Source organism: Citrobacter sp. XY323, from assembly GCF_025106035.1.
GTDB lineage: Bacteria > Pseudomonadota > Gammaproteobacteria > Enterobacterales > Enterobacteriaceae > Citrobacter > Citrobacter braakii.
Genome location: NZ_JANYUK010000001.1, coordinates 482,320 through 509,242, shown reverse-complemented (window position 1 = coordinate 509,242; position 26,923 = coordinate 482,320). Strand labels below are relative to the sequence as shown.

Here is a 26,923-nt window from a genome sequence, read left to right as displayed (position 1 = left end):
GTTAGGGTTTATTGCATCTTCAAAAAAGCAATTTACTGATTTATTTATCAGCGGTATGACTTTGCTTTTTTTTCCGGAGTTATCAATTTCTCATTAGAGAAATTGAGGACCTGCTATTACCTAAAAATAAAGAGATGAAAATGTCAGAATTAAAAATTGCCGTAAGCCGTTCCTGTCCTGATTGTTTTTCTACGCAGCGTTCTTGCGTAAATATCGATGAAAGTAATTTTATTGATGTTGCTGCTATCGTGTTATCCATCAATGATATTGAACGTGGAAAACTCGATGAAATTGACGCCACCGGCTATGGGATTCCTGTTTTTATCGCCACCGAAAATGAAGAACGTGTTCCATCTGAACATCTGCCGCGGATCTCAGGTATATTCGAATGTAATGAAGCCCGTACCGCCTTTTATGGCCGGCAGTTAGAAACCGCCGCCAGCCATTATGAAACGCAGTTACGTCCGCCGTTCTTCCGTGCGCTTGTCGACTATGTCAATCAGGGTAACAGCGCCTTTGATTGTCCTGGTCATCAGGGGGGCGAGTTTTTCCGTCGCCATCCTGCGGGTAATCAGTTTGTCGAATATTTCGGCGAAACACTTTTCCGCTCCGATTTGTGTAATGCCGATGTCGCAATGGGTGATCTGCTGATTCACGAAGGCGCTCCCTGCATCGCACAACAGCACGCAGCTAAAGTTTTCAACGCGGATAAGACCTACTTTGTACTGAACGGGACCTCCTCATCGAACAAAGTGGTGCTTAACGCATTGCTCACCCCAGGCGATCTGGTGTTATTCGACCGCAACAACCACAAGTCAAACCACCACGGCGCGTTATTGCAGGCCGGGGCAACGCCGGTATATCTGGAAACCGCGCGTAACCCGTACGGCTTTATCGGCGGGATCGACGCGCACTGCTTTGAAGAAGGCTATCTACGTGAACAGGTGAGTGAAGTTGCGCCACAACGTTCGAAAGATGAGCGTCCATTCCGTCTGGCCGTGATTCAGTTAGGTACCTACGACGGCACAATCTATAACGCCCGTCAGGTGGTGGATAAGATCGGTCATCTGTGCGACTACATCCTGTTTGACTCCGCGTGGGTTGGCTATGAGCAGTTTATTCCGATGATGGCCGATTGCTCTCCGCTGTTGCTGGATCTTAACGAAAATGACCCCGGCATTCTGGTCACCCAGTCAGTGCACAAACAACAGGCAGGCTTCTCTCAGACTTCGCAGATCCACAAAAAAGACAGCCATATTAAAGGCCAGTCTCGCTACGTGCCTCATAAACGAATGAATAACGCGTTCATGATGCACGCCTCCACCAGCCCGTTCTATCCGCTCTTTGCCGCACTGGACATCAACGCCAAAATGCATGAAGGCGTCAGCGGGCGCAACATGTGGATGGACTGCGTCGTCAACGGAATTGATACTCGTAAGTTGATCCTGGAAAACTGCCACCATATCCGCCCGTTCGTGCCGGAGATAGTAGAGGGTAAACCGTGGCAGGATTATCCCACCGCTGAAATCGCCAGCGACCTGCGTTTCTTCCATTTTGTTCCCGGTGAACACTGGCATGCCTTTGAAGGGTATGCCGAACACCAGTACTTTGTGGATCCATGCAAATTGCTGCTCACCACTCCGGGTATTAATGCGCGTAACGGCGAATACGATACCTTCGGCGTTCCGGCTACCATTCTGGCTAACTTCCTGCGCGAAAATGGTGTGGTGCCCGAAAAATGCGACCTCAACTCCATCCTGTTCCTGCTGACCCCCGCAGAAGATATGGCGAAGTTGCAGCAGCTTGTCGCCCTGCTGGTACGTTTCGAAAAACTGCTGGAAGCCGATGCCCCGCTAGCCGAGGTTCTGCCTTCGATCTACAAGCAGCATGAAGCCCGTTACGCCGGTTACACCCTGCGCCAACTGTGCCAGGAGATGCACGATTTGTATGCGCGTCACAACGTGAAGCAGCTCCAGAAAGAGATGTTCCGTAAGGCACATTTCCCGCGCGTCAGCATGAATCCCCAGGATGCCAATTATGCATATCTGCGTGGTGAAGTTGAACTGGTGCGTCTGCCGGACGCTGAAGGTCGCATCGCGGCAGAAGGCGCGCTGCCTTATCCTCCGGGCGTACTGTGTGTGGTTCCGGGTGAAATCTGGGGCGGTTCAGTATTACGTTACTTCAGCGCACTGGAAGAAGGAATCAATTTGCTACCGGGTTTTGCGCCTGAACTCCAGGGTGTCTACATCGAAGAACACGACGGTCGTAAACAGGTGTGGTGCTACGTGATTAAGCAACAAAGCGCGCAACACGCTCTGTTGAAAGGGGAAATGTTATGAGCAAAGCCAAATCCAACAAAATGGGCGTCGTCCAGCTCACTATCCTGACCATGGTTAATATGATGGGATCCGGAATCATCATGTTGCCCACCAAGCTTGCGGAAGTCGGTACTATCTCGATCATCTCGTGGCTGGTGACTGCTGTCGGTTCAATGGCGCTGGCCTGGGCCTTCGCAAAATGCGGTATGTTCAGCCGTAAATCCGGTGGTATGGGGGGTTACGCTGAATACGCCTTTGGCAAATCCGGTAACTTTATGGCGAACTACACTTATGGCGTTTCGCTGTTAATCGCCAACGTGGCTATCGCCATCTCCGCCGTTGGCTACGGTACCGAGCTGTTTGGCGCCACACTGACACCGGTGCAGATTGGCCTGGCAACCATTGGTGTACTGTGGATCTGTACCGTGGCTAACTTTGGCGGGGCGCGCATTACCGGGCAGATCAGCAGCATCACCGTTTGGGGCGTCATTATTCCGGTTGTCGGTCTGTGTATCATCGGCTGGTTCTGGTTCAGTCCGACGCTGTACGCTAACTCCTGGAATCCACACCACGTCCCGTTCTTCACGGCTGTCGGCTCTTCCATTGCGATGACCTTGTGGGCTTTTCTGGGTCTGGAATCGGCCTGCGCCAACGCTGAAGTGGTAGACAACCCGGAACGCAACGTGCCCATCGCCGTATTGGGCGGTACGCTGGGCGCGGCGGTGATTTACATCATCTCCACCAACGTGATAGCCGGGATTGTGCCGAATATGGATCTGGCTAACTCTACAGCACCGTTCGGTTTAGCCTTCGCACAAATGTTCACCCCGGAAGTCGGTAAGGTGATCATGGCGCTGATGGTGATGTCCTGCTGCGGTTCACTGCTGGGCTGGCAGTTCACTATCGCTCAGGTATTCAAATCGTCGGCTGATGGGGGTTACTTCCCTAAAATCTTCTCCCGCGTGACCAAAGTAGACGCGCCGGTTCAGGGGATGCTGGCAATCGTGATCATCCAGAGTGGTTTATCACTGATGACTATCAGCCCGTCACTGAACAGTCAGTTCAACGTGCTGGTCAACCTGGCGGTGGTGACGAACATCATTCCGTATATTCTGTCGATGGCCGCGCTGGTAATTATTCAAAAAATGGCGAATGTTCCGTCGTCGAAAGCGAAACCGGCAAACTTCGTGGCGTTTGTTGGCGCATTGTACAGCTTCTATGCGCTCTACTCCTCTGGCGAAGAAGCAATGCTTTATGGTTCTATCGTGACCTTCCTCGGCTGGACGCTGTATGGCCTGGTATCACCGCGTTTTGAACTGAAAAATAAGCATAGTTAAATCTTGGCATAAAAAAGCCCGGTAGCGCTAACGCTTACCGGGCCTACAAAACGCGTCAGTACAAACAATACTTACGCGTTTTTCAGCACTTCGCTGACAATCTCAACGGCTTCTTTTTCGATCTGCTTGCGATGTTCTTCACCAAGGAAGCTCTCGCAGTAGATTTTATAGGCGTCTTCAGTACCTGACGGACGCGCAGCAAACCAGCCGTTGTCAGTCATCACCTTCAGACCGCCGATAGAAGCACCGTTACCCGGTGCCGCCGTCAGACGTGCCGTGATCGGGTCGCCCGCCAGCGTGCTGGCACTCACCATTTCCGGAGACAGCTTAGACAGCGCCGCTTTCTGCGCGGAGGTCGCGCTTGCCTGCAGGCGGTTGTAGCTTGGCGCGCCGAAACGGGCTGCCAGTTCGTTGTAGTGCTCTTGCGGATTCTTACCGGTCACTGCGGTAATTTCTGCCGCCAGCAGGCACATGATGATGCCGTCTTTGTCGGTCGACCACGGTGTACCGTCAAAGCGCAGGAAAGAAGCGCCCGCGCTCTCTTCACCACCAAAGCCAAAGCTGCCGTCAAACAGACCGTCAACGAACCATTTAAAGCCAACCGGAACTTCGACCAGTTTACGCCCTAAATCATTCACTACGCGGTCAATCATCGCCGAAGAGACCAGCGTCTTACCAACGGCAACGTCTTTGCCCCACAGCGGACGATGCTGGAACAGGTAGTTGATCGCCACCGCCAGGTAGTGGTTCGGATTCATCAGGCCCGCCGGGGTGACGATACCGTGACGGTCATAGTCCGGATCGTTGGCAAAGGCCAGATCGAACTTGTCACGCAGCGCCAACAGTCCCGCCATCGCGCACTCGGAGGAGCAGTCCATACGGATTGCGCCATCTTTGTCGAGATGCATAAAGCGGAAAGTCTGATCAACGTGATCGTTAACGATAGTCAGGTTCAGGTTGTAGTGCTTGGCAATACGCTTCCAGTATTCGATACCGGAACCGCCAAGCGGATCGACGCCCAGCGTCAGGCCCGCTTTCTGGATCGCCGCCATGTCGACGATGTCGGCCAGTCCTTCAACAAACGGCTGAACCAGGTCCTGCTCTTTTACATGACCAGATGCCAGCGCAGCGTCCAGCGACATACGCTTCACGCCTTGCAGACCATCAGCCAGCAGAGCGTTAGCCCTGTCTTCCACCACTTTGGTGACGTTAGTATCTGCCGGACCACCGTTTGGCGGGTTGTATTTAATGCCACCATCTTCCGGCGGATTGTGGGACGGCGTGATCACAATGCCGTCAGCCAGCGGGCCGCCTTTTTTGTTATGGACCAGGATAGCATTCGACACGGCAGGGGTTGGCGTAAAGCCGTTATTTTCCTGAACGATGACGTCCACGCCGTTCGCTGCCAGCACTTCCAGGACAGAGATAAAAGCCGGTTCAGACAGCGCGTGGGTATCCTTGCCCACGTAGCACGGGCCAGTGATCCCGTTTTTCGCACGTTCTTCAGCAATCGCCTGAGCGATAGCCAGAATATGCGGCTCGTTAAAACTATGACGACCTGCACTGCCGCGATGTCCGGACGTACCGAACTTGACGGCGTGCTCAGCGTTCCCTGCCGTTGGTTTCAGTACATAGTACTGTGCCGTCAGTTGGGCGACGTTAATCAAATCACTCTGTTGCGCAGGTTGACCTGCACGGTTGTGGATTGCCATTGCCTGGTCCTTCTAATGCAAGGATTAAATTGTTCCGCAAACCTTTTCAATCAATTCCGCAGGGAATTGCATTGACTGCATGATGTGCTCAACCATGCTGCATTTACGGCCGGTATTGGTATTGGTGATTACCCAGTACGGCGTGCCTGGCACGTGTTTTGGTTTAGTTTGATTACCATTTTTCAGCAGCGTCTGTTCATCTGCTGCAAAATAAACGCGCGTACGACCATGCAACGATTCCGTTGCTTCGGCGAACGCGTTTTGATCCAGTGAATAGAGTGTAGACAGCACCAGCATAAAGCGATTTACTGCTTTCTTCTGCTCTGCATATTCGTCGGACAGCAGCAGTTCACGCATCGCGCGCACTTTATCTTTTACGGGGTTAACCGGCTTCGCTTCCACGACAGCTTGCACAGCGCGGACTTCTTTTACTACCGGAGTGACAGGCTGTGATGCGGCGGAAAACTTCAACATACGCCGTAAAATGTCGGATGCGCTCTCGCCGATATGCTTGGTGTGGCTGGCAATATAGCTATAGAGTTCATCATCAACTTCAATCGTTTTCATCTTAATCCAGTGCAGTGTTTAGCTGAATACAAGTTGTTGGGGTCAACACGCGTAGTGTAAAGGCAAATCCCAACAGCGGATAGCGTCAAGCCTGGTGGCTGGCAAAACTCAGAGTAACCGTAGTTGTTGCAGCCATGTGGCAGAATGGTCAACATGATACCCTAACCCGTGAGTGTGAAAAAAAGAACTTTGCCATGAAATTGAATATCCGAGCGCAATCTGCGCAAAACCTGCACAATAATTCTCCCATCGTCCTGGTGCACGGCCTGTTTGGCAGTCTGGATAACCTGGGGATCCTGGCGCGCGATCTGGTGGCCGATCACGATATCATCCAGGTTGATATGCGAAATCATGGCCTCTCCCCGCGTTCACCTGAGATGAATTATCCGGCCATGGCGCAAGACCTGCTGGATACGCTGGACGATCAACAGATCGAAAAAGCGATCTTTATTGGTCACTCGATGGGGGGCAAAGCCGTCATGGCGTTAACCGCGCTGGCCCCGGAACGTGTCGAACGGTTGGTAGCCATCGACATTGCTCCCGTTGACTATCATGTTCGCCGTCACGATGAGATTTTTGCTGCCATTAACGCAGTAACTGACGCGCAGTCCTCTTCGCGTCAGCAGGCGGCGAGCGTCATGCGCCAGCATCTGCAAGAGGAAGGCGTGATCCAGTTTCTGCTCAAATCCTTCGTGGACGGCGAATGGCGCTTTAATGTTCCCGTGCTGTGGGAGCAATATCCTCATATTGTCGGCTGGGAGACCATCCCGGCGTGGGAACACCCGGCGCTGTTTATCCCCGGAGGCAACTCACCTTATGTAACCGAAGCGTATCGCGAACAACTGCTGGCGCAATTCCCGCAGGCTCGGGCGCACGTTATTGCAGGCGCGGGCCATTGGGTGCATGCGGAAAAACCGGAGGCGGTACTGCGCGCCATCCGTCGTTATCTGAGCGAGCAGGCTAACTGATTAAAAACTCAGCGTCTGCGCGTGATTACGCGCGTGGGCGTTGGCGTGTCTCCCCTGCTGATGTATTATGGCGGGCTATCCATCCGGGCAGACGCCTGGCTGATTGTTTCCCCGAAGTCACCAAGATCATGGCCAAAGAACAAACGGACCGTACGACATTAGATCTGTTCGCGCAGGAGCGTCGCCCGGGACGACCCAAAACTAATCCGCTCTCGCGTGATGAACAGTTACGTATTAACAAACGTAATCAGCTTAAACGCGATAAAGTTCGCGGGCTTAAGCGTGTCGAACTGAAACTGAACGCTGATGCTGTTGACGCTCTGAACGAGCTGGCCGAGGCGCGCAACATGAGTCGCAGTGAACTCATCGAAGAGATGCTGATGAACCAACTCAGTGCATTGCGCGGTCAGGCTTAGTCTGAATTTCTGCTCTAAATCATAAATCGTGTAGCACAGAGTGCAGTCCTGCGTGTTTGCTGTTTCCGCATGCCTGACTGTTCTGCTATGATTGCCCTTATCCGTGGGCAATGCGCCACCACCATTTCAATAAGTTTCAAGAGGTTATTTTACTCATGGCAATCACTGGCATCTTTTTCGGCAGCGACACCGGTAACACCGAAAACATCGCAAAAATGATTCAAAAACAGCTTGGTAAAGACGTTGCCGATGTACATGACATTGCAAAAAGCAGCAAAGAAGACCTCGAAGGGTATGACATTTTGCTGCTCGGCATTCCAACCTGGTACTACGGTGAAGCGCAGTGTGACTGGGACGATTTCTTCCCTACCCTCGAAGACATTGATTTTAACGGCAAGCTGGTTGCATTGTTCGGCTGCGGCGACCAGGAAGATTACGCAGAATATTTCTGCGATGCGTTGGGTACAATTCGCGACATCATCGAACCACGCGGCGCAACCATCGTTGGTCACTGGCCAACGGCGGGTTATCACTTTGAAGCGTCCAAAGGCCTGGCTGACGACGACCACTTTGTGGGTCTGGCCATTGATGAAGATCGCCAGCCTGAATTGACCGCCGAACGCGTAGAAAAATGGGTTAAGCAGATCTCTGAGGAGCTGCACCTCGACGAAATCATCAATGCCTGATTTTGTGTGGCGAAGATTTCCATCTGCGCCACATCAATAGATAAAACCAATCAAAATAATTGCTACAAATTTGTAACTTTTTCGTCTGACCCTGTACAATGGCCGGATGCCAATCGGGTATTGCACAGGGTGTTTGTCGGCGATACCACGTTTTGATTAACAATATATGCCAGAGACTTGCAGTTTTCATTTAGCCATGGCAGTTCTATAATGAATCGCATTATCTCAAGTGCAATTTCTGTCACTTCTGTTAATGAAGTGAATCGTTTAGCTACAGGACAGATTCCGCATGACTGACAACAATACCGCATTAAAGAAGGCTGGCCTGAAAGTAACGCTTCCTCGTTTAAAAATTCTGGAAGTTCTTCAGGAACCGGATAACCATCACGTCAGTGCGGAAGACTTATACAAACGTCTGATCGATATGGGTGAAGAAATTGGTCTGGCGACCGTGTATCGCGTGCTGAACCAGTTTGATGATGCCGGTATCGTGACCCGCCATAATTTTGAAGGTGGTAAATCCGTCTTCGAACTGACTCAACAGCATCATCACGATCACCTCATCTGCCTCGACTGCGGCAAAGTGGTCGAGTTCAGCGATGATTCCATCGAGGCGCGCCAGCGTGAGATTGCGGCTAAACATGGTATTCGTTTAACCAACCATAGCCTCTATCTTTACGGTCACTGCGCCGAAGGCGATTGCCGCGAAGATGAGCATGCTCACGACGGTAAATAAGTGATGCTTTCTGAAAAGCCAACCATTCGGTTGGCTTTTTTTATGGGCGTTATCACCCCTTTTCCCCTTCCCTCCACTCCTGTGTTGCTTTAATGTAAAATCAATAGTCCCTTCCCGGAGAGTCGAAATGGAACTTCGCCAGCTACGCTATTTTGTTCGCATTGTAGAAACCGGCAGCATGGGTAGCGCGGCGCTCGATCTCAATATTGGGGTTTCGGCACTCAGCCAGCAAATGTCCCGCCTGGAAAACGAACTCGCTATTCGCCTGCTGCAGCGCACCTCGCGTGGCGTGACGCCCACCAGCGCCGGACTGGCTTTTTACTCCCAGGCGCAGCTGGCGCTCCGCCACGCAGACGATGCAATCCTCGCCGCGCGAGAGTCCCGGCTTTCCGGGCACGTCAGCGTCGGTATGGCCCCCAGTACCGCTTCCGTTCTCGGCATGCCTTTTATTAACGCCATGCGGGAAAGCTATAGTGATGTCCGCCTGCATGTGGTGGAAAGCCTTTCTGGCAACCTGGAACGGATGATTAATACCCGCCAGATTGATCTGGCCGTGGTATTTCAAAAAGAAAAGATCGTGCGCTGGAGCGCCAGACCGATTCTCGAAGAGCGCCTGTTTTTGATTGGGACTCATGCCTTACTGGCCGATATTGCCGATGACAATATTGCGCCAGCCCAGTTGGCAAGTATCCCATTGATAATGCCCAGCCCAGGCCACGGTCTGCGCGGCAGGCTGGAAGCAATTTGTCAGGAACACGCACTGCGCATTGAGATCGCCACAGAAATTGATGGTCTGGCGCTGCTAATGCGCGCCGTTCGCAGTGGAATCGGCGCTACTCTCCAGCCCGGCGCGGCGATTTCCCATCTCGATAAAGAGACGCTAAGAGTGATCGGCGTCCATAATCCAATACTGAGTCGCCCCAACTTTCTGGTCAGCCTTTCTGATGATGAGCTCACCCCCGCGGGCCTCGCCGCCCGCGTGGTGCTAACGAAAGTGATGCATCAACTGGTGGAAGCAGGAAGCTGGCCAGGCGCCATCCTTTACAATAACTAAAGCCCTCTTTAGCACTTCGTCATAGCGCCCGCACAAGCTGTGCGTATACATTTCAATTACAAATTTAACAATTAGTTAAATGGTAATGGAGTATACGATGGTTGATGTTCTGGTGATTGGCGGTGGCAATGCCGCGTTATGTGCTGCCCTAACCGCCCGGGAGCAAGGAGCTTCGGTACTCCTGCTCGAAGCGGCTCCACGGGAATGGCGCGGGGGAAATTCTCAACACACGCGTAATCTGCGCTGTATGCATGACGCGCCGCAGGATGTGCTGGTGGAAAGCTATCCTGAAGAGGAGTTCTGGCAGGATCTGCGGCGCGTCACCGAGGGAAATACTAACGAAGCCCTGGCGCGTCTGGTGATCCGCACCTCTTCACAATGCCGCGACTGGATGCGACAACACGGCGTTAATTTTCAACCTCCTCTCTCCGGTGCTTTACACGTAGCGCGAACCAACGCCTTTTTTATGGGGGGCGGGAAAGCCCTCGTGAATGCCTATTATCGCAGCGCAGAAAAGTTAGGCGTGCAAATCCGCTATAACACACCAGTGCAGGCGCTTGAACTGCATAATGGTGAGTTTGTGGCAGCGCTGGCAGGCGAAGAGCGCATAACCGCTAAGTCCTGCGTGCTTGCCGCTGGCGGATTTGAGTCAAACCGCGAATGGCTGCGCGAAGCCTGGGGAGAGAACGCCCGCGGCGAGTGGCCTGCGGATAACTTCCTGATTCGCGGCACGCGCTTTAATCAGGGCGTACTGCTTAAATTTATGATGGATGCCGGGGCGGACATCATCGGCGAACCCTCCCAGTCACACTGCGTAGCCATTGATGCCAGAGCGCCATTATATGACGGCGGGATTTGCACCCGCGTGGACTGCGTTTCACTCGGCATAGTAGTCAACCGTGACGCAGAACGTTTTTATGATGAAGGCGAAGATTTCTGGCCCAAACGCTACGCCATCTGGGGACGCCTGGTCGCCCAACAGCCAGGGCAGATTGGCTATTCCATTATCGACAGTAAAGCCATCGGCCACTTTATGCCACCGGTATTCCCCGGCGCACAGGCGAATACGCTGGCGGAGTTGGCGCATCAGTTGGGGCTGGATACCGAACGCTTTACCCACACCGTGACGGCGTACAACAACGCCTGCCAGCCAGGTCAGTTCGACCATACCATCCTGGACAACTGCGCGACGAAGAAGTTAACCCCCGCGAAAACACACTGGGCGCGACCGCTGGACCAGCCACCTTACTACGGCTATGCCCTGCGGCCAGGAATCACCTTCACCTATCTTGGGTTAAAAGTGAACGAACGCGCTGCCGTACACTTTGCCGGGCAGCCAAGCCGCAACCTGTTCGTCGCCGGAGAGATGATGGCGGGCAACGTGTTGGGCAAGGGTTACACCGCTGGCGTGGGCATGTCGATCGGGACAACCTTTGGCCGCATTGCCGGAAAAGAAGCCGCGCTGGCAGCACGTAAGGAGGCACGTCATGAAGCAGCTTGAGAAACTGATCATCGAAGCACAAATTATCACCGAGCCGGAAGCAGAAGTTGAACGTGTGATGCAGGTCTGTAACGCCTGCCGCTATTGTGAAGGTTTTTGCGCCGTGTTCCCGGCAATGACTCAGCGCCTGGAATTCGGTAAAGCGGATATCAATTATCTGGCTAACTTGTGCCATAACTGCGGCGCCTGCCTGCACGCGTGTCAGTATGCCCCACCTCATGAATTTGCCATCAACGTACCGAAGGCGATGGCGGAAGTGCGGCTCGAAACCTATCAGCACTACGCGCAACCCGCCGCCTTTGGCGCGCTTTATCGTCGCGCAGGCATCACCGTGACGCTGGCACTGGTTTTCGGTCTGATCCTGTTTTTACTCCTCGCCATGAGTTTAAAGGGCTCGTTATTCCATCCTCCGCTGGCCGGGGATTTTTATCAGATTTTCCCGCATAACCTGCTCGCATGGATGTTTGGTTCGGTATTTATTCTGGCGATAGGTCTGCTGATGGCGGGCGTTCTGCGCTTCTGGCGCGAAATCTCTCCGGGTGTACCGCGTTCCGCTGAAATTGCTGAAGCCTCGCACAATGCGCTGACGCTGAAGTATCTCGATGGTGGGCATGGCAAAGGTTGTAACGAAGCAGATGATGCCTTCACCCTGATGCGCCGCCGTTTCCATCACTTCACCTTCTACGGTTTTATGCTCTGCTTTGCCGCCACCGTGGTGGCAACGGGCTATCACTACTTTGCAGGTATAGAAGCGCCCTATCCGTTCTTCAGCGTTCCGGTAATGCTGGGCACGTTGGGCGGCATTGGCCTGGTTGTCGGCCCGGCTGGCTTGCTATGGCTCAATTTTAAGCGCTCACCGCTGCATGGCGACGCACGGCAAAAACCGATGGATCGCGGTTTTATTTTGCTGCTGCTCCTGACCAGTCTGACCGGTTTAGCGCTGCTGGCGGGAAGAGACACGTCCTGGATGGCTATTTTGCTCGCCATTCACCTCGGCGTGGTCATGGCGCTCTTTCTGACCATTCCTTATGGAAAATTTGCCCACGGATTTTACCGCTGCGCAGCCTTACTCAAGTGGGCGATTGAGAAACGGCGCGGCAAACAGGCGGGGGTCGCAGGCGACTAACCCGCAAACTCTTACCTCTATAAATATTATGATAAGACAGTGGAGCAAACCCAATGACACAACAACCATCGCGCGCCGGAACTTTCGGCGCAATACTGCGGGTAACCAGCGGTAATTTCCTCGAACAGTTTGACTTTTTTCTGTTCGGTTTTTACGCCACCTATATCGCAAAGACCTTCTTTCCTGCAGAGAGTGAATTTGCCGGGCTAATGTTAACTTTCGCCGTGTTTGGTTCAGGTTTCTTAATGCGGCCTGTTGGCGCAATTGTGCTGGGTGCTTACATCGACAGAATTGGTCGCCGTAAAGGACTGATGGTGACGCTGGCGATTATGGGCTGCGGTACCCTGCTGATTGCCCTGGTACCTGGTTATCACAGTATTGGTCTGCTGGCCCCTGTCCTGGTATTACTCGGCCGATTATTACAGGGCTTTTCTGCAGGGGTGGAGCTGGGCGGCGTCTCGGTTTATCTTTCTGAAATCGCCACCCCTGGCAATAAAGGCTTCTACACCAGCTGGCAGTCCGCCAGTCAACAGGTCGCCATTGTGGTGGCAGCTCTGATTGGTTACGGCCTGAACGCCACCCTGGGACACGATGAGATTTCTGAATGGGGCTGGCGTATTCCATTCTTTATTGGTTGCATGATTATTCCTTTGATCTTCGTGCTCCGCCGCTCGCTTCAGGAAACAGACGCCTTTTTACAACGTACGCACCGTCCCGACACCAGGGAAATTTTTACTACCATCATCAAAAACTGGCGTCTCATCGCTGCGGGTACGCTGCTGGTGGCGATGACCACAACGACGTTCTACTTTATTACCGTCTACACACCGACCTACGGTAGGGCTGTACTTCACCTGAGCGCTCGCGACAGCCTGATCGTCACCATGCTGGTCGGTATTTCTAATTTTATCTGGCTGCCGATTGGCGGGGCGATTTCTGACCGAATTGGTCGTCGTCCGGTGTTGATGGGGATTACCATCCTTGCACTGATCACCACCTGGCCGGTTATGCACTGGCTCACCGCCGCGCCAGATTTCACGCGCATGACGCTGGTCCTGCTTTGGTTCTCGTTCTTTTTTGGTATGTACAACGGGGCAATGGTCGCCGCACTCACCGAGGTGATGCCTGTCTATGTGCGTACGGTGGGCTTTTCACTGGCATTCAGTCTTGCCACGGCGATTTTTGGCGGCCTTACGCCAGTCATCTCCACAGCGCTGGTCCAGCTAACCGGGGATAAAAGCTCACCGGGGTGGTGGCTGATGTGTGCGGCACTTTGCGGGCTCGCCGCCACGGCAATGCTGTTTGTCCGGCTGAGTCGGAGTTATCAACCGGTGGAATATAAACCCTGAAATGCAAACGGGCGGAAAACTCTCCGCCCGTTGTCTGTTTCATTTTTCGATTTACTGCGCAGTATTCTTGCTACGAATTTCCTGCCAGACCTTGTCGCAATCAGCATTAACGGACTGACCATTACCCGTGCGCGTGGCCTGGATGCATTGCTGATAATCCAGTACGCGTACGCTTTCTTCATTGGCAAACTGCTGATGCTGCTTTTCTTTCTTCAGCACATTCAACACGCTTTGGCAGGCTTCGATTTTCTCCGGCGATCCTTGCGCGGTAGTAATGCACGCGCTGTAGGCTTCTTTCAGACGGCTGTCTTCTTTTGGTGCCGGGGATTGCGCGCAAGCCACCAGCCCAGATGCCATAACAGCGATGAGTATCAGTTTTTTCATAGCACTTTCCTCAACGATGCGGCAGGCGCCCGGCCTGCCGCTGTTGGCATTAGAAGATGGTGAACGGAGCAATAACGATGAATTTCACGTCGCGCTCATCCTGGAAGATGTTGCCGTAACCACCGCCCCAGCTCGGAATGTCTGAATGGTTGTCGTACTGGGTGAAGTGCAGTTTAAACATGGTGCCCTTCGCACGCCCCTCTTGCAGGGTATAGACCGCATCCAGGCTGTAAGAAGATTCTTCGATAGTCCGGTTTTTGTCGTAGTACGCATCCGGATTGATCTGCCAGGTTGATGGCTTGGCATCCCATGCGTAAACGTAGGACGCGCCCACTGCCCAGCCCGGCAAATTCCAGTTCTTCAGGTCATACATTGCGCCGAAGAAGACAGCCTTTTCGCCGTTGGCGTTGAAGTCGGAACGGTTATCCCACCAGATATCCAGGCGACCGTTTGATGAGGCGTAGGTCGGGGTCATACGCTGCAGGAAGTACCCCTGCTGCCCGTCCGCTTTAACCCAGGTCCCTTCCAGACGCAGGTCAACCACTTCCGCCACTTTGTAGCCAAAGGTCAGCGCCTGCAGCCAGGCCGTACCGTCATAAATGTCGTTCACGGTGCGATCGTCAACTTTGTCGCGCGCGCCGTAGAACTGGTAGCTGGTGGTAAATGGGTTACCGCCTAAATCGAATTTATAGCTGGCTTTTGCGAAGTACTGATCGACGTAGCCTTCAGACTGACCAAATGCGGCTTCCAGCAACAGGTTATTTTTGAAGTCATATTTCGCGCCGATTGAGTGCAGATAATCTACGCTGGTCTTTTTATCAGCCTGATAGAATTTATCGACTTCAGTGTGCCATGGTGCTTTATATTCGTTGGCCCACATATAGGAGAAGCTCAGTGCACCAGCATCACCATAGTCGAAGTTGGCTCCGGCTTCAGCACCCTGATAGGTACCTGGCATAAAGCTCCAGTGCGGAGCCAACAGAGTCTGTCCGGTTGGTTGAATGTAACCAGCGCGCGCCCAAGTTGGGCCGAATTTAAATTTGGCTGCTGCTTTATAAAGGCTAATTCCGCTCTTATCGCCGGAGTAATCTTCATCATAGCCTTTATTTTTTGACGAGAATGCAATTTCGTTTGGATGGCCGCTTTCGCTACTTTCGTTCATTTCAATAGCGGTAAATGCTGCGATATCAATACCAAACATATCAGCCGCATAACCGGACTGGAAGTCGAGGTTAGCGTTCCAGGTGGAGTGAGAAAGGTTGGTTTTGTATTTGTCGTGATCGGTCACATCTTTACGGTCACGCTCACGCTGCCAGTAATAGATGCCGCCGGTTAAGGTTGAGTCATCAATAAATCCTTCGGCGTGTACCTGGGGAGCGACAACGAAACCCGACATTGCTGTGATACCGGCGATAGCCAGCGCCAGCGTACTACGTTTGCCACTAAACGTACGCATATGTTAATCCTCTTTGACGTATAACCCTTCGTTTTTCAAGCTGCATCGGTGTTGGCTTTACTCGGCCTTTGGCCTCGCCCCATCGGGGACAGCGCACGCGCTGCGTCTCCGCCTTGATGCAACTCGAAATCCATTGGGTATAAAATGCTGCCGACAAAAGCGGACAGCGAAAAAACAAAAATTAAAAAAGTAGCGCTGAGAAAACCTCAGTGACTACAATGAATAGACTATTTTTCGCGACGCGAATTATCAATCTCTTTCTGTAACGAGTATGTAATAGTATGAGCAACCGCACATATTTTCTTGTTTTCTGTTACATTTTGCTTTGGGAGTAAAAAAAGTCACAAAAACAAGAAAAAACACTTTATATACATATAGATATCTTCAATTTTATTATTATATATATAATTCCACCCCTAATAATTATCTTTGCATTCGCAAAACAAATTAATTCTCGAGCGTCATTAATTCGCTCTGCAAACAGAACGTTTGAACTCCTGAATTCACTCTCCGTCGTTGATGTGATCGTCCTCGGATTTTCCACACAAATACACTCACTTTATAAGGTTTTTATTGACAGGTACCGGGTGTCCCATTATTCAAAGATGCAGGTTATACGTATAAGTTGATAAATAAATGACAAAACGCATCACGCAGAAAGACGTTGCGGCCCTGGCTGGCGTTTCACAGGCGGTGGTATCCGTGGTACTCACCAAAGGAAATCACACCTACCCACAGGAGACAGTGAGCCGGGTTGAGCAAGCGGCTAATCAGCTGGGATATATACCGAACCGTTTTGCACAAGCGCTGAAAACCAATAAAACCATGTCGATCGCCTGCATCGTGCCGGATATCGCCAACCCTTTTTATGCCTCGCTCGTCCGTGGCGTTCAGTCGGTGACGGATAGGTATCACTACGATGCGATCGTGGCCAGCACCGATGGATTACGGGAAAGAGAGCTGCATTTTTTGCGCTGGTCAGCGCAGGGGCGGGTCGACGCCGTGGTGGGGACATTTTTTAACGTCGGGATGAAAGATTTTGCCCCGTATCTTCAGGCAGGGATCCCGATTGCACGTATTGAAGCCAGAATGAAAAAAAACGGCCCGCTACCGCTGCATAATGTTTATATCGACAACGCCGCTGCCGCGCGCAGTGCCGTCGAATATCTGCTGGCACAGGGACACCGAAATATCACGATGATCGCCAGCGCTGGCGGTCCTGAGCCTGCCAGAGTGGAAGGATATCGCCAGGCGATGACGCAGGCTGGCCGCCTTCCGCGCATCAAAATTCTGCCAGGTTTTAACGAACAGAGCGGCTATCAGATCGCGATGCAGCTGATTAATGACGGCACGCTCCCGGATGCGATTTTCGCCGCCAACGATTTAATGGCTATCGGCGTGATGCGTGCCGCAAGGGAGAAAGGCATCACGATCCCGGAGCAGCTTGCGGTGATGGGTTTCGATGATATTCCCGCCGCCGGGCTGGTGACCCCTTCCCTGACCACTATCGCCCAGTACCCGGAGCAGCTTGGGCAAAAAGCGGCCGCCCTCCTCCTGGCGCAAACTGATATCACCGCACCGCTCCAGGGCAGCACCACAGAAATGCCCTGGGGCCTGGTTAAAAGAGAATCCGCCTGAACGGCTGATAAAACACCACACAAGGATCAAACAGATGGAATTGCCTTCAGATTATGAGTCGCGCGTTTATGCAGGGGTGTTAGGGAAATTAATCGGCGTCTACCTTGGCCGCCCTTTCGAAGGATGGACCTACGAAAAAATTATGCAGGAGCTGGGGCCGATCCAGTATTACGTCCACGAAAAATTTAACCGTCCGCTGGTTGTCACCGACGATGATGTCGCCGGAACCTTTACCTTTATCCGCGCACTGGAAGATTATGCCCTGCCGCCGGATCTGAGCGCAGAACAGATGGGTCACTGCTGGCTTAATTACATCATTGATAAACGCACCATCCTCTGGTGGGGCGGCAACGGTAATTCGACGGAACACACCGCCTGGCTGAATCTCAAAAAAGGCATTCCGGCTCCGCTAAGCGGAGCCATTGCGACCAACGGGAAAACGATTGCCGAACAGATTGGCGCACAAATCTTTATTGATAGCTGGGCGCTTGTCGCACCGGGACAACCCCGTCTGGCGGCAGAACTTGCCAAAAATGCCGCCAGCGTGAGCCATGACGGTGAAGCGGTGTATGCCGCTATGCTCTGGGCGGCGATGGAATCACAGGCCTTTATTTGCCAGGAGATCGAACAGCTTATTGACGTTGGACTATCCGTGATCCCGGCAGAGTCGCAAATAGCCCAGTTGGTTGGCGATATCCGTCGCTGGCGACGGGAAGATAACGACTGGCAGACGACCCGCCAGCGAATCGACGACAACTATGGCTATCACAAATATCCCAGCAATTGTCACATCATCCCTAATCATGCGCTGATGATTATGGCGATCCTTTACGCGCCGGACGACTTCCAGCAGGCCCAGTGCATCGTCAATACGTCAGGATGGGACACCGACTGCAATGCGGGGAATGTCGGCTGTCTGTCCGGCATTATACTGGGACTCCAGGGTATTGACGCAGGCCCGGACTGGCGCGGGCCGCTGGCGGACAGAATGCTGATCTCCTCAGCCGACGGGGGGTTCTCCATAAACAACGCCGTGCGGATCACCGATTACCTGGTCGGGCTGGGACACCAGATTGCCAGTCTGCCGCGCCCTGAAGCCAAAAAATCCGGCGCGCAGTACCATTTCTCACTACCGGGCAGCGTGCAGGGTTTCCGCTGGCTTAATGAAGAAAATGCGGCCGCGGTTGATGTTAAGAATGAGGCGCACCTGGGGCGGCAAATGTTGAGTCTGCACTATCGCCATCTTGCGCCCGGACTTCACGCCAGCGTGACCACGCAAACCTTTACCCCGCCTGAAATCGTGGAAATGCGCAGCTACGATTTAATGGCTACCCCACTTATCTACCCAGGCCAGCGTCTTCAGGCCACACTGATAGCCCCGCCGGATAACACCGCCGCGTTAAACGTGCGGCTCTGCTACCGGGTTTATGATGACAACAATCAGCTGACGCCCCAGTACGGCGACGCGCAGAGTATAGCCCCGGGTGAATCGCTAACGCTGGCGTTGGATCTCCCGGACTGCCAGGGCCAACCGATCGGCGAGATTGGCGTAACAATCAGCACCGATGCCCGCGTTGCCCGCGGTCGCCTGCTCATCGACAGTATGCGCTGGGACGGCGCACCTGAGCTGACCCTGCGTAAACCCACAGGGGAAACTAATTTTTGGTGGCGAGCCTGGGTAAACGGCGTGGATCTCTTTTCACGCCACTATCCCACCAGCTTTCGCATCTCCAAAGAGTACGACGAGGGATTGATTATTCACGGAACGCGGCAGTGGGATAACTACCGCGTTCAGAGTGACATTACGCTGCATTCAGGGGAGTACGGCGGTCTGGCTTTTCGGGTGCAGGGGATGAGGCGCTATTACGCCGCGCGCATCCTGCGCGACGGGAAATTACAGATCGTCCGCGTGCGCGACACCAGTACCAAAGTCCTGGCAGAAGCGGCGTTGTCCGACGTGTACGAGCGCCCTGTGTCGTTCGATATCAGCGTCAACGGGCAGATTATTTCCGCGACCGTTGACGGTAAAACGCTGCGCGTGGAGGACGCTGAATGCGAAGCCTTGATGGATGGCGGGATCGGTTTACTGATTTGTGCAGGTGCGCTGTCGACGGACGCTATCCATATCAGCGCCAGTTGTTAATTAACGGAAATGGACGACAACAAAGGATTAAAAATGAACATATCAAAAACAATGCTGGCGCTTGTAACAGCTGTTTTGCTTTCAGGCTGTGAGGATAAACCGCAGCAGGTGACCATCGAATTTATGCACTCCGCCGTTGAGCAGGAGCGCCAGACCGTCATTGCCGGGATCATCAACCGCTTTCAGCAAGAGAATCCGGATATTATTGTGAAGCAGGTTCCCGTCGAAGAGGATGCCTATAATACCAAAATCATTACCCTTGCCCGCTCAGGATCACTGCCGGAGGTCGTCGAGGTCAGCCATGACTATGCCAAAGTCATGGATAAAGAGCAGCTTATCGACCACAAAGCGGTGAAAACGCTGATCGACAGGCAAGGTGAAAGCGCCTTCTACGACGGCGTGCTGCGCATTGTTCGCACCGAAGACGGAACGGCCTATACCGGCGTGCCGATCAGCGCCTGGCTGCAGGGAGTCTGGTATCGTAAATCGGTACTGGCTAAAGCGGGAATCGACGAACCCAAAAACTGGACGCAGCTGCTGGAAGCGGCACGCAGGCTGACCGACAGCGCCAGTAAAAAATATGGCATCGCGCTGCCGACGGCTGAAAGCGTCATGAGCGAACAAACCTTCTCTCAGTTCGCACTTTCAAACGGTGCCAATGTGTTCAACGCAAACGGCGACATCACGGTTAACTCAGCGGAAATGCAGGCCTCGCTGAACTATTATCGCGAACTGGCCCGCTATACCATGCCTGGCTCGAACAACGTAACAGAGATCAAAGACGCCTTTATGAACGGCACCGCGCCGATGGCGGTCTATTCGACCTACATCCTGCCAGCGATTTATCAGGATGGTTCACTGGCGGATTTAGGCTTTGTCGTGCCGAGCGAAAAATCACCTGCCGTATTTGGCGTTATCACATCATTAACGCTCACGGCCGGTCAGACTGAGGCAGAAACGAAAGCCGCCGAAAAATTTGTCAGCTTTATGGGACAGGCGCAGAACGCGGCTGACTGGGTATTGATGTCGCCGGGGGCGATGCTGCCGGTGACGAAGGCCGCCGCGCAAAACGTCAGCTGGAAGGACAACCCTGCCGTCAAAGTCTTTGGAACTCTCCCTGAACAGCTGATTGCCCAGTACCCGAATATGCAGGTCTTTGGATCGGTCGGCGAGAAGAACTTTACGCGGATGGGGGATATTACCGGCTCCATGATCCTCAGTGAAATGGTCAATCAGGCGACGGTGGGTAAGCAGGAGACATCGGTGGTGCTGGAACGCAGCCAGCAGCGGGTTCAGGCGTTAATGCAGCATAAGTAAAACAGAAAAATCCGCCTCAAACGTCGCGTTGGCGGCGTTTGAGGCAGTGTGACAGCAATTACTCGCCGACTTTAGCCCACGTATCGCGCAGACCTACAGTGCGGTTAAATACCAGCTTGTCAGCCGTTGCATAGCGGCTGTCCAGGCAGAAATAGCCTTCACGCTCAAACTGGAACGCTTTACCTGCAATCGCAGCCTGCAGTGACGGCTCACCGTAGCCCTGCTTAATGACCAGCGATTCCGGGTTGATAACGGACAGGAAGTCTTCCGCCGCACCTGGGTTTGGCACGCTAAACAGACGATCGTACAAACGGATTTCAATCGGCAGCGCATGGGACGCGCTCACCCAGTGAATAACACCTTTTACTTTACGGCCATCAGCCGGATCTTTGCTCAGGGTGTCGGCATCGTAGGTGCAGAAAATGGTGGTGATATTCCCTTCTGCATCTTTCTCTACACGTTCAGCCTTGATCACGTAAGCATTACGCAGACGTACTTCTTTGCCCATCACCAGACGCTTGTACTGCTTGTTCGCTTCTTCGCGGAAGTCTGCGCGATCGATCCAAATTTCACCGCTAAACGGCACTTCACGGCTGCCCATTTCCGGTTTGTTCGGATGGTTAGGCATGGTAACCAGCTCGCTTTCGCCCTGCGGGTAGTTTTCGATAACCAGTTTCACCGGATCGATAACTGCCATCGCGCGCGGGGCGTTTTCGTTCAGATCTTCGCGAATGCAGGACTCCAGAGAAGCGATCTCAATGGTGTTATCCTGCTTGGTCACGCCAATGCGTTTGCAGAACTCACGAATAGCGGCAGCAGTATAACCACGACGACGCAGGCCAGAAATCGTCGGCATACGCGGATCGTCCCAGCCTTCAACGTGCTTGTCGGTCACCAGCAGGTTCAGCTTGCGTTTGGACATCACGGTGTATTCCAGATTCAGGCGCGAGAATTCGTACTGGCGCGGGTGAACCGGAATGGTGATGTTGTCCAGCACCCAGTCGTACAAACGACGGTTATCCTGGAACTCCAGCGTACACAGTGAATGCGTAATGCCTTCCAGCGCATCGCTGATGCAGTGGGTAAAATCGTACATCGGGTAGATGCACCACTTGTTGCCGGTCTGGTGGTGTTCGGCGAACTTAATACGGTACAGCACCGGATCGCGCATCACGATAAACGGCGAAGCCATATCGATTTTCGCGCGCAGGCAGGCTTTACCTTCTTCAAAACCACCGGTACGCATTTTTTCGAACAGCGCCAGGTTCTCTTCGACGCTACGATCGCGGAACGGGCTGTTTTTACCCGGCTGCGTCAGAGTGCCGCGGTATTCGCGGATCTCCTCCGCTGACAGTTCATCAACGTACGCCAGGCCTTTATTAATAAGCTCTACCGCATAGGCGTGAAGCTGATCGAAGTAATCCGAAGAGTAGCGAATATCGCCAGTCCAGTGGAAACCTAACCATTCAACGTCGTTTTTAATCGACTCAACGTACTCGATATCTTCTTTAACCGGGTTCGTATCATCAAAACGCAGGTTGCACTGGCCCTGGTAATCTTGCGCAATGCCAAAGTTCAGACAAATGGATTTCGCGTGGCCAATGTGCAGATAGCCATTTGGCTCCGGCGGAAAACGTGTATGGATAGTGGTGTGCTTACCACTGGCCAGATCTTCATCGATGATCTGACGAATAAAGTTACTCGGGCGGGCTTCAGCCTCACTCATCGTGGATTCCTCAAAGCGTAAACAACGTATAACGGAACATGATCTTATAAGCGACGTCAGGAGACAACTATTTGTTGCACAAAAAAGGTGTTTCAACAGGATATATGTGGATATTTGCTGCAAAAAAAAGCGGCGGAGGAATATCCCCCGCCGCTTAAGGCACTTAACTCACTTTACTCAGGAGCAGTTATTTACCTTTAATCTCATACAGTGGTGTTTGACCAGCAACCACATGACCTTCGGCTTTAATGACCAGAGCACCGAAATCATCGCTGTTGCTGCACACAACCGGGCTAATCATGGAACGTGCGTTGGCGTTCAGGAACTCCAGATCCATTTCCAGAATCGGTTGACCTGCAGTCACTTCCGCACCTTCTTCAACCAGACGCTTAAAGCCTTTACCTTCCAGCGCTACTGTATCGATACCCATGTGGACCACGATTTCCGCGCCTTTAACGGTTTCCAGACAGAACGCATGGTTAGTGTTGAAGATTTTCACGATGGTACCGGCAGCCGGAGCAACCACGATTTTATCCGTTGGCTTCACCGCCACACCGTCGCCTACAGCTTTGCTGGCGAAGGCTTCATCAGGTACCTGCTCCAGCGCAACCACGTCACCGGTAATCGGAGAAACTAAAGTTTCAACGGTTACAGCGTTCGCTACAGCTTGCGGTTTAGCAACCGGAGCCGCTGCTGCTGGCGCACTTTCACCAGACGCTGCAGCCACCGGGCCACGCGCAACTACTTTCTTCATTTCGTCGCCGATAGATTCGGCCTTCGCACCCACGATGACCTGGATAGTTTGCTTGTTCAGCTTAACCACTCCAGATGCGCCTAAACGTTTACACATCGCATCATTTACGCGACCGGAGTCGGCAACGGTCAGACGCAGACGAGTGATACAGGCATCAATCGCTTTCAGGTTATCGGTACCGCCAACTGCTGCAATGTAGTTGGTTGCCAGTTGAGCCAGACCTTCTTCAGTGTTGCTGTTCGCTTCTTCAGTAACGATATCGTCTTCTTTATCTTCACGGCCCGGCGTTTTCAGGTTAAACATACGAATAACCGCGCTGAACAACACAAAGTAAATGACGAAGAACACCAGGCCCATCACGACCAGCATCCAGACGTTCTGACTCGCCGCCGGCAGGTTGTACATCAACACGTAGTCGATAGCACCTGCGGAGAAGGAGAAGCCCGCGTGGATCCCCAGCAGTGTTGCAACGAACAGGCTGATACCCGTTAACAGTGCGTGCAGGAGGTACAGCAATGGCGCCAGGAACATGAACAGGAATTCCAGCGGCTCGGTAACACCGGTCAGGAACGCGGTGATCGCAACGGACAGCAGCATACCGCCAACCATCGGACGACGTGCTTTCGGAGCGGCGAAGTACATTGCCAGCGCCGCACCCGGCAGACCAAACATCATGATCGGGAAGAAGCCAGACATGAACATACCCGCAGTGCCGTCACCCGCGTAGAAGCGGTTGATGTCACCGTGGAATACGGTACCTGCAGCGTTAGTGAATTCACCAATCTGGAACCAGGCGATGGTGTTCAGCACCTGATGCAGACCGGTTGGGATCAGCAGACGGTTGATGAAACCAAAGATACCGGAACCCAGCGCGCCAGCGCCTACGATCCACTCACCTCCCGCATGGATGGCGTTCTGCACCGGCGGCCACACGTAGCCGAAGATAGCAGCCAGCACCAGACAGAAGAAGCCAGTGGCGATCGGCACGAAGCGTTTGCCGCCAAAGAAGCTCAGGAAGTCAGGTAGTTTGATACCAGACCAACGGTTATATACCGCACCGCCGACCAGACCAGTGATGATACCTGCCAGCACGCCCATGTTGATGGCCGGGTTAATGGTAACCATTGCTTTGGTCAATATGAAATAACCAACCGCACCCGCCAGCGCTGCAGCACCCGCGCTGTCTTTTGACCAGCTGGAAGCCACACCGATAGCGAAAATTAACGCCAGGTTATCAAAGATGGCCCCACCCGCTTGCGCGATGAAGGGTACGTTAAGTAAATCTGGTTGGCCGAATCGCAGCAGCAGTGCCGCGACTGGCAGCACAGCGATGGGGAGCTGTAACGCCCTACCCAGCCGCTGGAAAAAACCTAAAATATTCATTTTATTCCCCCTACGAGACCCCGATTAGGCTTCTTTGAAGCCATATTTTTATTGTGCGACCATTCCTGACAGCAAGATTCTGGAACAACAATATTAACCATTCATCTACATTCAGAGTGTGTGAAAATTTAATTCGTATCGCAAATTAAATGCGTGTTTTTTGTGATTCCAGTCACCAAATATCGTTATTAACCCTCCCTTCCACTGGCTAACTACGAAAACTTATTTTATCATTCAAAAAATCGAAACGGATTGATCCTTACCGATGCAAAACCAGGTTACGCTTAATACTGCACAGAGACTCAATCCGCCAATTGCTTACATTTACTTTTGAGGTGAAGAATGAGACTGATCCCCCTGAATACCGCTGAACAAGTCGGCAAATGGGCTGCTCGCCATATCGTTAACCGTATTAACGCGTTCAAACCAACGGCTGATCGTCCGTTCGTTTTGGGCCTGCCGACTGGCGGTACTCCGCTGACAGCCTACAAAGCATTGGTTGAAATGCACAAAGCGGGCCAGGTAAGCTTCAAGCATGTTGTAACGTTCAATATGGACGAATATGTTGGCCTGCCGAAAGAGCATCCGGAAAGCTACCATAGCTTCATGCATCGCAACTTCTTTGATCACGTTGATATTCCAGCAGAAAACATCAACCTCCTCAATGGTAACGCACCGGATATTGATGCAGAATGCCGTCAGTATGAAGAGAAAATCCGTTCTTACGGTAAAATCCACCTGTTTATGGGCGGCGTAGGCAACGATGGTCACATCGCGTTCAACGAACCAGCCTCTTCTTTGGCTTCCCGTACCCGCATCAAAACGCTGACTCACGACACGCGTGTTGCGAACTCACGCTTCTTTGACGGCGACGTAAGCCAGGTGCCTAAATATGCGCTGACCGTTGGCGTGGGCACCCTGCTGGATGCCGAAGAAGTGATGATCCTGGTACTGGGCCACCAGAAAGCACAGGCGCTGCAAGCTGCCGTTGAAGGCAACGTTAACCATATGTGGACCATCAGCTGTCTGCAGCTGCATCCGAAAGCCGTTGTGGTCTGCGATGAGCCTTCCACCATGGAACTGAAAGTGAAGACGCTGAAATACTTTAACGAGTTAGAAGCGGAAAATATTAAAGGTCTGTAATTGATGTCTCCGCCCTGTCGATAAGTTGCAGGGCGGCATTTTTTGAAATCGGGGGTCGGAATGTATGCTTTAACCCAGGGCCGGATTTTTACCGGTCACGAAATTCTTGATGACCATGCGATTGTTGTCGCCAATGGCCTGATTGACAGCGTTTGCCCACTGGCTGAGTTACCGTCAGGAATTGAACAGCGCTCACTGAATGGGGCCATTGTTTCCCCCGGTTTTATCGATGTACAGCTAAACGGCTGCGGCGGCGTACAGTTTAACGATACGGCAGAAGCCGTGACCGTTGAAACGCTGGAAATCATGCAGAAAGCCAATGAAAAATCTGGCTGCACCAGCTACCTGCCAACGCTTATCACCACCAGCGATGACCTGATGAAACAAGGCGTTCGCGTCATGCGTGAATACCTGGCGAAACACCCGAATCAGGCACTAGGGCTTCATCTGGAAGGTCCGTGGCTGAATCTGGTGAAAAAAGGCACCCATAATCCGGGATTTGTCCGTCAACCGGACGCTGCGCTGGTTGATTTCCTGTGCAATAATGCCGATGTGATCACCAAAGTAACGCTGGCGCCAGAAATGGTCCCGGTAGAGGTCATTACCAAACTGGTGAATGCGGGTATTGTGGTTTCTGCGGGTCACTCAAATGCAACGGTAAAAGAAGCAAAAATCGGGTTCCGCGCAGGCATCACCTTTGCGACGCATCTGTTCAACGCGATGCCTTACATTACCGGTCGCGAACCTGGTCTGGCGGGCGCTATTCTTGATGAAGCCGATATCTACTGCGGTATCATCGCTGATGGCCTCCACGTTGATTACGTTAACATTCGTAATGCCAAACGCCTGAAAGGCGACAAGCTGTGCCTGGTCACCGACGCAACCGCACCAGCAGGTGCAAACATTGAACAGTTCATTTTCGCTGGTAAAACAATATACTACCGTAATGGATTGTGCGTTGATGAGAACGGTACACTGAGCGGCTCATCATTAACCATGATTGAAGGCGTACGCAATCTGGTCGAACATGCGAATATCGCTCTCGACGAAGTCTTACGTATGGCAACGCTCTACCCTGCTCGCGCCATTGGCGTCGACAAACAACTCGGCAGCATCGCGCCAGGCAAAGTAGCCAACCTGACTGCGTTCACGCACGACTTTAAAATTATCAAGACCATCGTTAATGGCAACGAGGTCGTTACTGAGTAA

The 26,923-nt window shown here is 52.7% G+C and carries 22 protein-coding genes; 16 read left to right on the top strand and 6 right to left on the bottom strand.

Features of this window, described 5'->3' with window-relative positions; translation table 11 throughout:
- Window positions 1-140 precede the first annotated feature (140 nt).
- Together speF and potE are read left to right on the top strand one after the other, a co-directional pair.
- Window positions 141-2,339, top strand: a complete 2,199-nt coding sequence (gene speF / locus N0B36_RS02360) for an ornithine decarboxylase SpeF (protein WP_259686027.1) — start codon at window positions 141-143, stop codon at window positions 2,337-2,339.
- The gene (potE, locus tag N0B36_RS02355; RefSeq protein ID WP_016155987.1) at window positions 2,336-3,655 is read left to right on the top strand and encodes a putrescine-ornithine antiporter; all 1,320 of its coding nucleotides are present in this window, start codon (window positions 2,336-2,338) and stop codon (window positions 3,653-3,655) included. Before speF ends, potE begins: the two co-directional genes overlap by 4 nt.
- A gap of 71 nt (window positions 3,656-3,726) precedes the next feature.
- Here the strand turns inward: potE and pgm are convergent, their stop codons facing one another.
- Entirely contained in the window at window positions 3,727-5,367 is a 1,641-nt protein-coding gene (pgm, locus tag N0B36_RS02350) for a phosphoglucomutase (alpha-D-glucose-1,6-bisphosphate-dependent) (protein ID WP_016155986.1), read from the bottom strand.
- A 24-nt stretch (window positions 5,368-5,391) separates the two neighbouring features.
- On the bottom strand, window positions 5,392-5,934 hold the full coding sequence (gene seqA, locus N0B36_RS02345) for a replication initiation negative regulator SeqA (protein ID WP_016152261.1): 543 nt from the start codon (window positions 5,932-5,934) through the stop codon (window positions 5,392-5,394).
- Window positions 5,935-6,128: 194 nt separating this feature from the next.
- Between seqA and ybfF the strand changes: the two genes are divergently transcribed.
- From ybfF to N0B36_RS02300, 9 genes are all read left to right on the top strand, one after another.
- Entirely contained in the window at window positions 6,129-6,902 is a 774-nt protein-coding gene (ybfF, locus tag N0B36_RS02340; RefSeq protein WP_047415163.1) for an esterase, read from the top strand.
- A gap of 128 nt (window positions 6,903-7,030) precedes the next feature.
- Entirely contained in the window at window positions 7,031-7,318 is a 288-nt protein-coding gene (gene ybfE, locus N0B36_RS02335; protein ID WP_003022842.1) for a LexA regulated protein, read from the top strand.
- A 155-nt stretch (window positions 7,319-7,473) separates the two neighbouring features.
- Window positions 7,474-8,004, top strand: coding sequence for a flavodoxin FldA (gene fldA, locus N0B36_RS02330; RefSeq protein WP_003022839.1), 531 nt, complete (start codon window positions 7,474-7,476; stop codon window positions 8,002-8,004).
- 210 nt (window positions 8,005-8,214) lie between these two features.
- Entirely contained in the window at window positions 8,215-8,301 is an 87-nt protein-coding gene (locus N0B36_RS02325; RefSeq protein ID WP_049259739.1) for a ryhB-regulated fur leader peptide, read from the top strand.
- Window positions 8,294-8,740, top strand: coding sequence for a ferric iron uptake transcriptional regulator (fur, locus tag N0B36_RS02320; protein ID WP_003022836.1), 447 nt, complete (start codon window positions 8,294-8,296; stop codon window positions 8,738-8,740). Before N0B36_RS02325 ends, fur begins: the two co-directional genes overlap by 8 nt.
- Before the next feature lie 127 nt (window positions 8,741-8,867).
- Entirely contained in the window at window positions 8,868-9,794 is a 927-nt protein-coding gene (gene tcuR / locus N0B36_RS02315) for a tricarballylate utilization LysR family transcriptional regulator TcuR (protein WP_016155984.1), read from the top strand.
- A 97-nt stretch (window positions 9,795-9,891) separates the two neighbouring features.
- On the top strand, window positions 9,892-11,295 hold the full coding sequence (gene tcuA / locus N0B36_RS02310) for an FAD-dependent tricarballylate dehydrogenase TcuA (RefSeq protein ID WP_047415161.1): 1,404 nt from the start codon (window positions 9,892-9,894) through the stop codon (window positions 11,293-11,295).
- Window positions 11,282-12,421 (top strand): tricarballylate utilization 4Fe-4S protein TcuB, encoded by a 1,140-nt coding sequence (gene tcuB / locus N0B36_RS02305; RefSeq protein WP_016155982.1) that lies wholly within the window; start codon window positions 11,282-11,284, stop codon window positions 12,419-12,421. Before tcuA ends, tcuB begins: the two co-directional genes overlap by 14 nt.
- A gap of 53 nt (window positions 12,422-12,474) precedes the next feature.
- Entirely contained in the window at window positions 12,475-13,770 is a 1,296-nt protein-coding gene (locus N0B36_RS02300; RefSeq protein ID WP_016152256.1) for an MFS transporter, read from the top strand.
- A 51-nt stretch (window positions 13,771-13,821) separates the two neighbouring features.
- Here the strand turns inward: N0B36_RS02300 and chiQ are convergent, their stop codons facing one another.
- Both chiQ and chiP read right to left on the bottom strand, forming a co-directional pair.
- Window positions 13,822-14,154, bottom strand: a complete 333-nt coding sequence (gene chiQ / locus N0B36_RS02295) for a ChiQ/YbfN family lipoprotein (RefSeq protein ID WP_016155980.1) — start codon at window positions 14,152-14,154, stop codon at window positions 13,822-13,824.
- 49 nt (window positions 14,155-14,203) lie between these two features.
- Entirely contained in the window at window positions 14,204-15,610 is a 1,407-nt protein-coding gene (gene chiP, locus N0B36_RS02290; protein ID WP_016152254.1) for a chitoporin ChiP, read from the bottom strand.
- Window positions 15,611-16,246: 636 nt separating this feature from the next.
- On the opposite strand from chiP, the gene N0B36_RS02285 reads away from it, so the two are divergent.
- Genes N0B36_RS02285 through N0B36_RS02275 form a run of 3 tightly spaced genes read left to right on the top strand, consistent with a single transcriptional unit; the run spans window position 16,247 to window position 20,708 of the window.
- Entirely contained in the window at window positions 16,247-17,248 is a 1,002-nt protein-coding gene (locus N0B36_RS02285) for a LacI family DNA-binding transcriptional regulator (protein ID WP_153690614.1), read from the top strand.
- Window positions 17,249-17,282: 34 nt separating this feature from the next.
- Window positions 17,283-19,391 (top strand): ADP-ribosylglycohydrolase family protein, encoded by a 2,109-nt coding sequence (locus N0B36_RS02280; protein WP_259686026.1) that lies wholly within the window; start codon window positions 17,283-17,285, stop codon window positions 19,389-19,391.
- 33 nt (window positions 19,392-19,424) lie between these two features.
- The gene (locus N0B36_RS02275; protein ID WP_259686025.1) at window positions 19,425-20,708 is read left to right on the top strand and encodes an ABC transporter substrate-binding protein; all 1,284 of its coding nucleotides are present in this window, start codon (window positions 19,425-19,427) and stop codon (window positions 20,706-20,708) included.
- Between the two features lie 58 nt (window positions 20,709-20,766).
- Here N0B36_RS02275 and glnS read toward each other — a convergent pair whose 3' ends face one another.
- Window positions 20,767-22,434 carry a glutamine--tRNA ligase gene (glnS, locus tag N0B36_RS02270; RefSeq protein ID WP_016152250.1) on the bottom strand — a complete coding sequence of 556 codons (1,668 nt, stop codon included), beginning with the start codon at window positions 22,432-22,434 and terminating at the stop codon, window positions 20,767-20,769.
- Between the two features lie 187 nt (window positions 22,435-22,621).
- Window positions 22,622-24,571: a PTS N-acetyl glucosamine transporter subunit IIABC gene (nagE, locus tag N0B36_RS02265; protein WP_016152249.1), complete on the bottom strand. Its 1,950-nt coding sequence runs from the start codon at window positions 24,569-24,571 to the stop codon at window positions 22,622-22,624.
- Between the two features lie 342 nt (window positions 24,572-24,913).
- Here nagE and nagB point away from each other — a divergent pair, with 342 nt between their 5' ends.
- Together nagB and nagA are read left to right on the top strand one after the other, a co-directional pair.
- Window positions 24,914-25,714: a glucosamine-6-phosphate deaminase gene (nagB, locus tag N0B36_RS02260; protein WP_003022803.1), complete on the top strand. Its 801-nt coding sequence runs from the start codon at window positions 24,914-24,916 to the stop codon at window positions 25,712-25,714.
- 60 nt (window positions 25,715-25,774) lie between these two features.
- Complete coding sequence (gene nagA / locus N0B36_RS02255) at window positions 25,775-26,923, top strand: N-acetylglucosamine-6-phosphate deacetylase (protein ID WP_032931096.1); 1,149 nt, start codon at window positions 25,775-25,777, stop codon at window positions 26,921-26,923.

Coding starts and splice junctions, on each gene's coding strand:
- speF (WP_259686027.1), top strand. CDS start 141: ATGTCAGAATTAAAAATTGCCGTAAGCCGTTCCTGTCCTGATTGTTTT.
- potE (WP_016155987.1), top strand. CDS start 2,336: ATGAGCAAAGCCAAATCCAACAAAATGGGCGTCGTCCAGCTCACTATC.
- pgm (WP_016155986.1), bottom strand. CDS start 5,367: ATGGCAATCCACAACCGTGCAGGTCAACCTGCGCAACAGAGTGATTTG.
- seqA (WP_016152261.1), bottom strand. CDS start 5,934: ATGAAAACGATTGAAGTTGATGATGAACTCTATAGCTATATTGCCAGC.
- ybfF (WP_047415163.1), top strand. CDS start 6,129: ATGAAATTGAATATCCGAGCGCAATCTGCGCAAAACCTGCACAATAAT.
- ybfE (WP_003022842.1), top strand. CDS start 7,031: ATGGCCAAAGAACAAACGGACCGTACGACATTAGATCTGTTCGCGCAG.
- fldA (WP_003022839.1), top strand. CDS start 7,474: ATGGCAATCACTGGCATCTTTTTCGGCAGCGACACCGGTAACACCGAA.
- N0B36_RS02325 (WP_049259739.1), top strand. CDS start 8,215: ATGAATCGCATTATCTCAAGTGCAATTTCTGTCACTTCTGTTAATGAA.
- fur (WP_003022836.1), top strand. CDS start 8,294: ATGACTGACAACAATACCGCATTAAAGAAGGCTGGCCTGAAAGTAACG.
- tcuR (WP_016155984.1), top strand. CDS start 8,868: ATGGAACTTCGCCAGCTACGCTATTTTGTTCGCATTGTAGAAACCGGC.
- tcuA (WP_047415161.1), top strand. CDS start 9,892: ATGGTTGATGTTCTGGTGATTGGCGGTGGCAATGCCGCGTTATGTGCT.
- tcuB (WP_016155982.1), top strand. CDS start 11,282: ATGAAGCAGCTTGAGAAACTGATCATCGAAGCACAAATTATCACCGAG.
- N0B36_RS02300 (WP_016152256.1), top strand. CDS start 12,475: ATGACACAACAACCATCGCGCGCCGGAACTTTCGGCGCAATACTGCGG.
- chiQ (WP_016155980.1), bottom strand. CDS start 14,154: ATGAAAAAACTGATACTCATCGCTGTTATGGCATCTGGGCTGGTGGCT.
- chiP (WP_016152254.1), bottom strand. CDS start 15,610: ATGCGTACGTTTAGTGGCAAACGTAGTACGCTGGCGCTGGCTATCGCC.
- N0B36_RS02285 (WP_153690614.1), top strand. CDS start 16,247: ATGACAAAACGCATCACGCAGAAAGACGTTGCGGCCCTGGCTGGCGTT.
- N0B36_RS02280 (WP_259686026.1), top strand. CDS start 17,283: ATGGAATTGCCTTCAGATTATGAGTCGCGCGTTTATGCAGGGGTGTTA.
- N0B36_RS02275 (WP_259686025.1), top strand. CDS start 19,425: ATGAACATATCAAAAACAATGCTGGCGCTTGTAACAGCTGTTTTGCTT.
- glnS (WP_016152250.1), bottom strand. CDS start 22,434: ATGAGTGAGGCTGAAGCCCGCCCGAGTAACTTTATTCGTCAGATCATC.
- nagE (WP_016152249.1), bottom strand. CDS start 24,571: ATGAATATTTTAGGTTTTTTCCAGCGGCTGGGTAGGGCGTTACAGCTC.
- nagB (WP_003022803.1), top strand. CDS start 24,914: ATGAGACTGATCCCCCTGAATACCGCTGAACAAGTCGGCAAATGGGCT.
- nagA (WP_032931096.1), top strand. CDS start 25,775: ATGTATGCTTTAACCCAGGGCCGGATTTTTACCGGTCACGAAATTCTT.